The sequence below is a fragment of the bacterium genome, from assembly GCA_021372775.1.
GTDB lineage: Bacteria > Acidobacteriota > Polarisedimenticolia > J045 > J045 > JAJFTU01.
This window is the reverse complement of record JAJFTU010000453.1, coordinates 1-10,413: the sequence shown is the minus strand read 5'-3', so window position 1 is coordinate 10,413 and position 10,413 is coordinate 1. Positions and strand designations below refer to the sequence as shown.

Here is a 10,413-nt window from a genome sequence, read left to right as displayed (position 1 = left end):
CCGACCGCTTCCGCAACGGCGCGTGGGAGCACCGTCCGGCCGACGCCCGCGTGCCGGGGCACGCGGAGAGCCTCTGGCAGGTCGCGCTCTGGTTCGCGGGGGACGGCAAGGCGTGGCGCCGCGTCGCCGCCTTCAACCGCGCGGCGGGGCCGGAGCTGCCGCGCGGCCGCGCGACGCGCGTCCCCGCCTCGATGCTGCTGCCGCTCTTCAAGCCGGCGCCGCCGCCCAAGGGGCCGCTGACGTTCGGCGAGGACGGGCGCGGCGCGTACGCCGCCTACCGGATGCAGAAGGGGGAGGCGATCTACAGCGCCGTCGTCGTGCGCTTCACCGACTTCACGCGCCCCGACGACGTCAACGCCGCGGCGGAGATCGTGCGCGAGCGGAGCGGCGTCGCCGACGTGCGGCGGATCGGCGTCGGCGACGTCGTCAAGATCCCGACCGAGATGCTCTCGACCGGCTTCCTGCCGGAGGACGATCCGCGGCGCCTCCTCGCCCGCCTGCACGAAGCGGAGATCGTCGGTCTCGCGCCGACGACGAGCGCGGTCGCGCTCGCCGGCGTGACGCTGCTGCTCGATCCGGGGCACGGCGGCGACGCCGGCGGCGCGACGGCGGGGGACGTCTGGGAGAGCGACTACGTCTTCGACGTCGCCTGCCGCGTGAAGCGGCTCGTCGAGAACGAGACGTCCGCCGCGGCGCGTCTTCTGGTGCGCGACGGATCGCGCGGCTGCCGCGTGCAGGACCGCGAGGATCTGCCGCGTTCGCGCAAGGCGGTGGTGGACACGAACCCGCCGACGCCGATCGTGCGCGGCGCGACCGGCAAGGCGGTCAACATGCGCTGGACGCTGGCCAACAGCATCTTCGCCGACCTGACGAAGCGCCGCGGCGCGGCGCCGGACAAGGTCGTCTTCCTCAGCCTGCACGCCGACTCGCTGCACAAGTCGCTGCGCGGCGCGACGGTCTACATCCCCGGCGAGCGGATGCGCGGACGCGTGCTGGCGCCGTCGCCCGACGGCGGCGCGCCGCGGCCGCTCCCGCGCGACGCGCGCCTCTACGACGAAGCCGTCTCGCGGCGTTTCGCGGAAGCGCTCGTCGCCGCCTACCGCGACGAGGGGCTGCCGGTCCACGAGGGGCAGCCGGTGCGCGACCGCGTGGTCCGCGGGCCGGGCAACGGCCAGACGTGGCTCCCCGCGGTGCTGCGCGCCAATCTCGTGCCGACGAAGGCGCTGCTCGAGACGGTCAACCTCGGCAACGCCGACGACGCGCAGTTGCTGCGCGGACCGGACGGGCGGGAGCGGATCGCGCGCGCGATCGTCGCCGGCCTGCGCAGCTTCTTCTCCGCCGACCCCGCGGACCGCGCCGCGGCGCCCGCCGCCGCGCCGCCCGACTCCGCCGTCGTTAAGTCGACGGCGAAGACAGCCGCCGCGCCGCGCCCGACGACGCCGAAGAGCGCCGCGGTCTCCAACGCGGCGTCGAAGGCGGCCGCGCCGAAGAGCGCGGGATCGAAGTCCGCCGCGAAGAGCGCCGCGGCGCCGAAGGCGGCGAAGAACACCGTCGGATCGGGCGCCGCCGCGAAGCCCGCCGCGGCGAAGGGCGCGGGGGGCGCGCGGCGGGAAGCCGGCGGGAAAACGAAAGGCCCCCGAGGCGCGACGGGCGGCGCCCGTACCGGGGCGCGATAATCGGCGCTTGCGGGTCGGGGCCTCCGGCCTCCCCGAGGAGAGCGCATGCCCTCTCGTTTCTTCCTCGCCGCGCGGCGCCGCGCGGCGCTTCTCCCCTTGGCTTTCGTTCTTCTCTGCGCCTCCGCGGCCGCCCTCGCCGCGCCGAGCGCCCCCTGCTTCGACGACTGGTGGCGCGCCCGCCTCGCCGAGGCCCGCGCCCGCCGCGCCGGCCCCGAGGCCCTCGGTCCGCTGCGCGCCGCGGCCGAAATGCGCCGCACGGCGGCCGATCCGCGTCAGGTCGAAGCGGAAATGGACGCGCTGCGCGCCCTCCCCGACACGAACCCGCTCGTCGCCGCCGAGATCGACTCGGTCCTCTTCGTCGCCGACCTCGACCACGGCGACGACGCCGCCGCGGCCGCGCGCGCGGCCCGCCTCGGCTGGGTGCGCGAGTACCTCGTCGCCGGCCCGTTCGCCGGAACGGACGTGCCGAAGGGGCTCTACGACGACCTGGCGAAGAACGAGCCGGGCCGCTTCCGCCGGCTCGCGACCGGCGCCGAGCCGACGCTGCCGCTGCACTACGTGATGAGCCCCGCGACCCGTTCCGTCGCCGCGGCCGTCTTCTACGTGCGCGCCGCCGAGCGCACGGCCGTCGCCTTCCGCTACGGCGCCGACGAGCGGGCGCGCGTGCTGCTCGACGGCAAGACGCTGCTCGATCCACCGGGGCGCCGGTCGCTGCAGTTCGACCAGCTCGCCGCCTTCGCCGAGCTCGCGCCGGGCTGGCACCGCGTCGCCTTCGAGGTCGAGCAGGAAGACGGCCCGTGGCAGCTCGCCGTGCGCCTGACGCGTCCCGACGGCCGGCCGCTCGATCCGCGCGCCGTCGAGGTCGCGGCGCCGGCCGACCGCGCCGCCGCCGAGCGCGAAGCCGCGGCCAATTCGTTCGCGCCGGCGCGCGGCGCGACGCTCCCCGACCTGTTCGAGCAGGCGGCGAAGTCGGGCGGCGCGACGGCGAAGGCGCTGCGCGCGCAGGACCTCGCCGCGCGCGGCCTTCCCGACCGCGACAGCACGCTCCCGGTGACGCTGGCGCGCGAGGCCGCCGCCGCCGCGCCGCGCGACGCGGACGTCCTGTGGATTCTCGCCGTCGTGGACACCGATCCGGCGCGGCGGCGCGAGGCGCTCGAGCGGCTGCTCGAAGTCGATCCGACAAACCCCGGCGCGCTGCGCCGCCTCGCCGGCTACCACCTCGAGTACGAGCGCACCGAGGACTCGATCGCCGAGGCGCGCCGCTCGCTCGACGAGTGCGGGCGTCCCGATCCGTACCTCGAGGGATGGGCGGCTCTGGCGCGCGACAACCGCGGCTTCCCCGCCGGCGCCGAGGCGACGCTGGCCAAGCTCGTCGCGGCGAACCCGCGCCAGGTCGCGCTGCTCGAGCGGCTGGCCCAGCTCTACCGCGCCGAGGGGCAGCCGACCCAGGCGCGCCGCACGTTCGCCGCGGCGCTGGCCGAGGAGCGGACGAACGACTTCGTCCGCGACGCGGCGTTCGAGATGGCGGCCGACGCGGGGGACGTTCCCGCGGCGCGCAAGCTGGTGGACGAAGCGCTCGCGCGCGAGCCGCTCGACGCGAACTGGCGCGGCCGTCTGGTGCACTTCCTCCTCGCCGACGGGCGCGCGGAGGAGGCGCTGGCCCAGGCCGACGCGGCGCTCGCCCTCGCGCCGACCCACCCCGGGCTGCTCGAGCTGCGCGGCGAGGCGCAGTTGGCGCTCGGCGACGGCGCCGACGCCGCGGCGACGTGGAAGCGCGCGCTCGCCGTCGCGCAGGATCCGGGCTCGCTCGGCGACCGGATCGCCGCCGCGACCGGCGCGGACGAGTCGTTCGCCGCGGAGTGGACCGTGCCGCTCGACGAGGCGCGCCGCGTCGAACGCGAGCGTCCGGCCGCGGGCGACCCGGCCGCCGTCGTCCTCAGCCGCACGACCGCCTACCAGGTGCGCGCGAACGGCCTCGCCGTCCGCTTCCAGCAGCAGATCGTCCGCGTGCGGCGTCCCGACGAGGCGACGTTCGCCCGCAGCTTCGGCTTCAGCTACTCGCCGACGCTGGAGCAGGCGACGGTCCTCGCCGCCCGCCTCGTGCGCAAGGACGGCAGCGTCGTCCTCGCCGGCCGCAGCGAGCAGCCGATGCTCCCCGACCCCGAGATCCGCATGTGGTACGACACGCGCGTCGTGCAGCTCGACTTCCCGCGGCTCGAGGAAGGGGACCTGATCGACGTGCGCTGGCAGATCGCCGACCGCGGCGCGTCGAACACGCTCGGCGACGGCTACTTCGGCGACGTGGCGATCCTCGGCGACAACGTGCCGGTCTTGGACGCGCGCGTCGTCGTCGCCGCCGCGCCGGAGCGGCCGGTGCGGCGCCGCTTCGTCAACGTCGCGGAGCAGCCGGCGCCGCGCCGCGCCGACAAGAACGGCCAGATCGTCGAGGTCTTCGACGTGCCGCCGCTGCCGGCGTACGAAAGCGCGCCGCTCGCCCCGCCGCCGACGGCGCGCGTCCCCTACGTCGTCGTCGGCACCGCCGACGACTGGGGCGCGCTCGGCCGGATGTACGCCAAGCTCGTGCGCGACCAGGCGGCGCCCGACGCCGACGTCGAGGAGCTGGCCAAGGGGCTGACGGCCAAGGCCGCGACGCGCCGCGAGAAGATCCGCGCCGTCTACGATTGGGTGATCGAGAACACGCGCTACGTCGCGCTCGAGCTCGGCATCCACGCCCTCAAGCCGTACGACGTCCCCTCGGTCCACCGCCGCCGCTTCGGCGACTGCAAGGACAAGGCGACGCTGATGTACGCGATGCTCCGCGTCGCCGGCGTGGACGCGCGGATCGCGCTGGTCCGCACGCGCGACCGCGGGCCGATCGACGCGACGGTGCCGACCTTCGCCGACTTCGACCACGCGATCGTCTACGTGCCGGAGGAGAACCTCTGGCTCGACGGCACGGTGACCGACCACGCGGTCGGCGAGGTTCCCGCGGGGGACCGCGACTCGGTGGCCCTGCTCGTGGACGCCGCGGGGGACGCGCCGGGGACGCTGACGCGGATCCCCGAGATGGCGCCCGAGGACGGCTTCACCGGCCGCGAGGAGACGATCGCCGTCGGCGCCGACGGCTCGGCGGCGGTCAACGTCGCCGTGGAGGCGCGCGGCGACGACGCCGGACGCGAGCGCGGCTACTTCCGCCTCTCCGAGCGGCGCGGCATGGTCCTCGCCAACCGCCTGCGCCGCACGCTTCCCGACCTGACGCTCCTCTCCAGCTCGTTCGACGCCGTCTCGCTGACCGACGCCGCCGTGCGCTTCTCCTACAAGGCGCGGATGGAGCGGTTCGCGCGCACCGAAGGGAACGGCCTCTCCGCGCCGCTCGCGCTGGCCGTGCCCGAGCCGCCGTTCGACCGCCCCGCGGCCGACCGCAAGCTGCCGGTGCTCCTCCCGCCGCCCTCCGCCCGCCGCGTCGTCGCCCACGTCGCCGCGCCGCCCGGCTGGACGATCGCCGAGCTGCCGCCGGGCGACGTCGTCGAGTCGCCGTGGGGGCGCGTGATCGTGGACGTCCGCGCCACCGCGCGCGGCGCCGACGTGACGATCGACTGCACGTTCAAGGGCGGCGAGGCCCCCTTGGCGCGCATCCCCGAACTTGCCGCGTTCGTCGAGCGGGCGACGCACGCCCTCGCCGGACGGATCGTGATGAGGCCCCGATGACGTCGATCCGCGGAACGGCGGCGGGGGCGCTCGCCCTCGCCCTCTCGCTCTCCTTCGGCGCGGCCGCCCCCGCGCCGCCCGCGCCGCGCCCCGCGGCCAAGGCCGCCGCCGCGCCGGCGAAGGCCAAGCCCGCAGCCTCCTCCGCGGCGGCGAAGGCCAAGCCCGCGGCCTCTTCCGCCGCGGCGAAGCCGACCGCGCGGCGGGCCGCGCCGGCGGCGTCGCGCGCCGACGGCTGGACGCAGCTTCTCGCCGGCAAGGGACGCGAGGCGGAAGAGATGTTCGCCGCGCGCCTCGCGGCGCGCCCCGCCGACCTCTCGGCGGCGATCGGCCTCGCCTCGTCGCTCGAGGCGCGGGACGACCTCGCCGGCGCGCAGCTGACCCTCGTGCGCGCGCTGCTCGCCGACCCGCCCGGACCGGAGGCGGCCGGCGCGTTCGCCATGCTCGTCGGCCTCTCGCCGCGCGCCCCCGACGGCGGCGGCGCGGCGCTGCAGCTCTACGACGACATCGCCGCGGGGCGCCGCCTCGCCGCGGTCCCCGACGCCCGCGCGATGGCCTTCGAGTCGCTGGCCGGCGTCCTCTCCCGGCGGGAGCGTCCCGCCGAAGGGTTCGCGCGCCTCGTCGGCGACGGCGGACGGGCCACCGCCTGGACGCTCGTCGGGCCGTTCGGCCGCTTCGACCGGCTCGACCTGCTGCGTCCGTTCCCGCCGGAGAGCGGCGACCTGTCGGCGCCCGCGGGGCGCGCCGCGGACGGCCGTCCCGCGCTGCGCCTCGACACGACCTTCTCCGACGGCAAGGTCGTCGTGCCGGTGCAGTACCGCACCTTCGGCGTCGTCTACGCCGCGACCGACGTCGTCGCCGACGCCCCGACCACCGTGCGCCTCGTCGCCGCCTCGCCGACCTCCTTCGCCCTCTTCGTGGACGGCGCCCGCGCGCTCCTCGTGGACCGCACGCGCAGCCATCCGCCCGAGGCGCCGGCCGTGCGCGCGACCCTCTCCGCGGGACGGCACCGGCTGCTGGCGAAGATCGCGAACTCCGGCCGCTTCACGCCGTTCATCCTCTACGTCGAGCCGGCGACCCCCGGCGCCGCGACCGGCGTCCGCTCCGCGCCCGTGCAGGGCGCGGCCGACGGCACGGCGACGGTCGCGCCGTGGCCGGCGCCGCTCGACGACCCGCCGGCGATCGACGCCGCGACGCCGCCGGCGACGGCGTTCGCCGCGGTGGCGTGGCTTAGGGCGCGCGGCCTCGACGAGCGGCTCGGCGCGGCGCTGCAGCAGCTCCGTTCCACTTGGCCGAAGGCCCCGCTCGTCGCGGCGATGTTCGGCGAGTGGTCGCTCGCCGCGCGCACCGGAAAGTCGGTCGAAGAGGACCTGGCCAAGGCGCGCACGCTGCTCGGCGAAGCGGTCAAGGGGGATCCGCGGCTGCTCCGCGCGCGGCTGCTGATCGCGCGGATGGACGAGGACGCGGGGCAGCTCAAGGAGGCCTGGCAGGGAACGGAGGAGGCGCTGGCCGCGGCGCCGGACGATCCGGAGTCGCTGCTCGCCCAGTTCCGCGTGGCGATGAAGCGCGGCTGGTTCCCCGAGGCGGAACGGCGGATCGACCGCGCCCGCGCCCTCGCCCCGGGACGGAGCGACTTCCTCGACGCGGCGATCGACCTGTACCGGAAGTACGGCGCGCAGCGCAAGCTGGGCGAGGCGCTCGCGGCCAAGTTCGCCCGCGATCCGCTGGAGGAGGGCTGGCCCGACTTCCTCGTCGCCGCAGGGCGCGCCGACGAGGCGCGCGCCGCGTGGCGGGCGATGATCGCCAACCGGCCGAGCTACCTCTATCCGCGCCTCGGCCTCGCGCGGGTCGAAGTGGACCAAGGCGATCCGGCCGCCGCCCTCGCCGCGCTCGACGACGCCGCGCGGCTCTTTCCCGACGAGGCGTTCATCCCGTACCGCCGCGCGGCCGTCCTCTCGCTGCGCGGCGACGACGACGCGGCCGGGACGGAGCTGAAGCGCACGCTCGAACTGGAGCCGTCGCGGATCGCGATCTGGGAGAGCCTCACCCGCCGCGGCGTCGCCGATCCGCTGCGCCCCTGGCTGGGGGACGCGGAGCAGATCCTCAAGGACGCCAGCCGTCCCACGACCGGCGTGGACTCCGCGCTCCTCGCCGACGTCGCCTCGACCTTCATCGACCGCCAAGGCGGCCAGACCGAGCTCTACCAAGGGATCCACGCCGTCTACACCCGCGCCGGCGTCGAGCGCGAAGGGGAGTTGGAGATCCAGCCGGGGGCGCGGCTGCAGGGGCTGCGGATCCACAAGCAGGACGGCCGCTACGCCGACGTCGCCGCGGGCGAGAAGCGCCCGGTGAACCTGCCGGGGCTCGAGCCGGGGGACGCCGTCGAGTACGTCTGGCGGCGCTACATCGATCCGTACGGCGGGATCCCCGGCTCGCTCGACAACCGCACGCTGTTCCTCTTCCAGGGCGAGGACCGCGAGTACAACTTCTCGCGCTACGTCATCGCCCACGACAAGGACTTGCCGGTCGAGGTCTGCGGCAACATGCGCGGGCTGACGACGACCGACGAGACGAAGGGCGGGCTGCGCGTCCGCTCCTGGACCGCGCGGCGCATGCCGCGCCTCGCCGCCGAACCGCACATCGCCGACCAGCTGGAGGTCGTGCCGAACATCCGCCTCGGCCTCGGCGAGACCTGGGCCGACCTCGGGTCGCTGGTGAAGAGCGGCCTCGCCGGGATGCTCGTCCCGGACGCGCCGCTCCCCGCGCTCGCCGACGAGGTCCGCAAGCGCGCCGGGAACGGCGGGCCGGACGCCTTGGCCCGCGCGCTCCACGCGGTGGTGACGGAGAAGATCCGTCCCGGCGGCGCGCCGCTCGCGATGGGCGTGCCGGCGAGCGTCTCCGCCTCCGCCGGCGAAGGGAACCGCGCCGCCGTGGCGCTCGCGCTCGCGCAGATGCTCGGCCTCGACGCGCGGCTCGTCCTCGCGCGGCCGATCGAGTACAAGGGGCGGCAGCTCGACTGCCCGAGCCCCGGCGCCTTCGGCTACGCGCTGGTGAAGATCGTCGCCGGCGGGAACGAGCGCTATCTCGACTACGGCGAGGCCGACTACCCGTTCGACGCCTTCCCCGCGCGCCTCGCCGGCGCCGACGGCTTGGAGATCCCGCTCGCGCTCGACGCGCCGGCGACGATCGTCGCGATCCCGCGGCGCGAGACCGGCCCGGTCGAGGAGAGCGACGCCGACCTGACGCTCGACGCCGAGGGACGCGTCTCCGGCGTGGTGACGACGACGACGCGCGGCGCGCTCGGCGCGGTGCTGCGGCGGATGCTGCGCGAGGTGCCGGTGGACCAGCGCCCGAACGTCTTCCGCCAGCTCGCGGGGGACGCGTTCCCCGGCGCCTCGGTGGACGACAGCGAGCTCACCGGGCTCGACGATCCCGAAGCCGACCTGCGGATCCAGCTCAAGATCTCCGGCGGCAGTTGGGGCCGCCGCACGCCGACCGGCTTCGCCCTGCCGCTGGTCAGCCGCCCGCTCAAGCTGCTCGCCGAGTACGCCTCGCTCCAGCAGCGCGTCTCCGCGCTGCTGATCGACACCCAGGAGCAGCGGCGGGACGAGATCCGCCTCCACTACCCCGAAGGGCTCGCCCCGGTCGAGTCCCCCGCCCCGGCGGCGCGCGGCGAGAAGTTCGGCGGCTACGCGCTGTTGGTGAAGCGGCAGCCGAACACGATCACCACCGTGCGGCAGGTGAACATGCCGCCCGGACGGATCGAGCCGGCCGACTACCCGCTCTTCCGCTCCTTCGCCCAGTTCGTGGACGACGCCGAGTCGCGCGAGGTGATCCTCGCCGTCCCGAGCCCGTCGCTGAACCGTTAGCCCCGGACACGCCCGCCGCGGTTGCCGCGGCGGGCGGCCCGCCGTCTATTCGTTCCGCGGCCAAGGAGCGGAACGATGGAACGGCGGAACCTGCTCGACGGCGAGACCAGCCCCTACCTCCGGCAACACAAGGACAACCCGGTCGCCTGGCGGCCGTGGGGCGCCGCGGCCTTCGCCGAGGCCCGCGAACTCGGCCGTCCCGTCTTCCTTTCGATCGGCTACGCGGCCTGCCACTGGTGCCACGTCATGGCGCGCGAGTCGTTCGAGGACGGCGACGTCGCGGCGCTGCTCGACGCCGGGTTCGTCGCGGTCAAGGTGGACCGCGAGGAGCGTCCCGACGTGGACGCGATCTACATGGACGCCGTGCAGGCGCTGGGGCGCCCCGGCGGCTGGCCGCTCTCCGTCTTCCTCGATCCCGAAGGGCGGCCGTTTTTCGGCGGAACGTACTACCCGCGCGAAGCGTTCCTCGAGCTGCTGCGGCAGATCGACGAGGCGTGGCGCGAGGGCCGCGCCCGCGTCGGCGCCGCCGCGGCGGACCTCGCCGCGTTCCTCGCCGCGGAGGACCGGCGCGCGGCCGGCCCGCTCTCGCCGGCGGTCCTCGCCGACTTCGCCGCGGCGTGGCTCGCCCGGCGCGACCCGCTCTTCGGCGGCAGGCGCGGCGCGCCGAAGTTCCCCCCGGCGCACGACGCGCGCCTGCTGCTGCGGATCTGGCGCCGCACGGGCGACGTCGAGGCGCTGGAGACGGCGAAGGGGGCGCTCGACGGGATGCTCCGCGGCGGCGTCCACGACCAGCTCGGCGGCGGCTTCCACCGCTACAGCGTGGACGAGCGCTGGCTCGTGCCGCACTTCGAAAAGATGCTCTACGACCAAGCCAACCTGGCGGAGGCGTACCTCGACGCGCACCTCGCGACGGGCGACCCGCTCTACGCCCGCGTCGCGCGGAGCACGCTCGACTACGTCCTCTCCGACCTCGCCGCGCCGGAAGGAGGCTTCGCCTGCGCCGAGGACGCCGACTCGCCCGGCGGCGAGGGCGCCTTCTACGTCTTCGCCGCGGACGAACTGCGCGCGGCGCTCGCGCCGGACGAGTACGAGGCGTTCGCCGCGGCCTACGACGTGACCGACGAGGGGAACATGGACGGCGCGAACGTCCTCGCGCTGCGGCC

Annotated in this window: 4 protein-coding genes; all 4 read left to right on the top strand. The window is 75.9% G+C overall.

From position 1 onward, the window contains the following. Window positions 1-1,676: N-acetylmuramoyl-L-alanine amidase (locus LLG88_15505; protein ID MCE5248314.1), on the top strand; the 1,676-nt coding region annotated here is incomplete at its 5' end. Between the two features lie 45 nt (window positions 1,677-1,721). Further along, window positions 1,722-5,384, top strand: a complete 3,663-nt coding sequence (locus LLG88_15500) for a DUF3857 domain-containing protein (GenBank protein ID MCE5248313.1) — start codon at window positions 1,722-1,724, stop codon at window positions 5,382-5,384. Then, window positions 5,381-9,250, top strand: coding sequence for a hypothetical protein (locus LLG88_15495; protein ID MCE5248312.1), 3,870 nt, complete (start codon window positions 5,381-5,383; stop codon window positions 9,248-9,250). The genes LLG88_15500 and LLG88_15495 overlap by 4 nt, the downstream gene beginning before the upstream one ends. Window positions 9,251-9,325: 75 nt before the next feature. After that, a partial coding sequence (locus tag LLG88_15490; protein ID MCE5248311.1) for a DUF255 domain-containing protein occupies window positions 9,326-10,413 on the top strand: 1,088 nt, incomplete at its 3' end.

Coding starts and splice junctions, on each gene's coding strand:
- LLG88_15500 (MCE5248313.1), top strand. CDS start 1,722: ATGCCCTCTCGTTTCTTCCTCGCCGCGCGGCGCCGCGCGGCGCTTCTC.
- LLG88_15495 (MCE5248312.1), top strand. CDS start 5,381: ATGACGTCGATCCGCGGAACGGCGGCGGGGGCGCTCGCCCTCGCCCTC.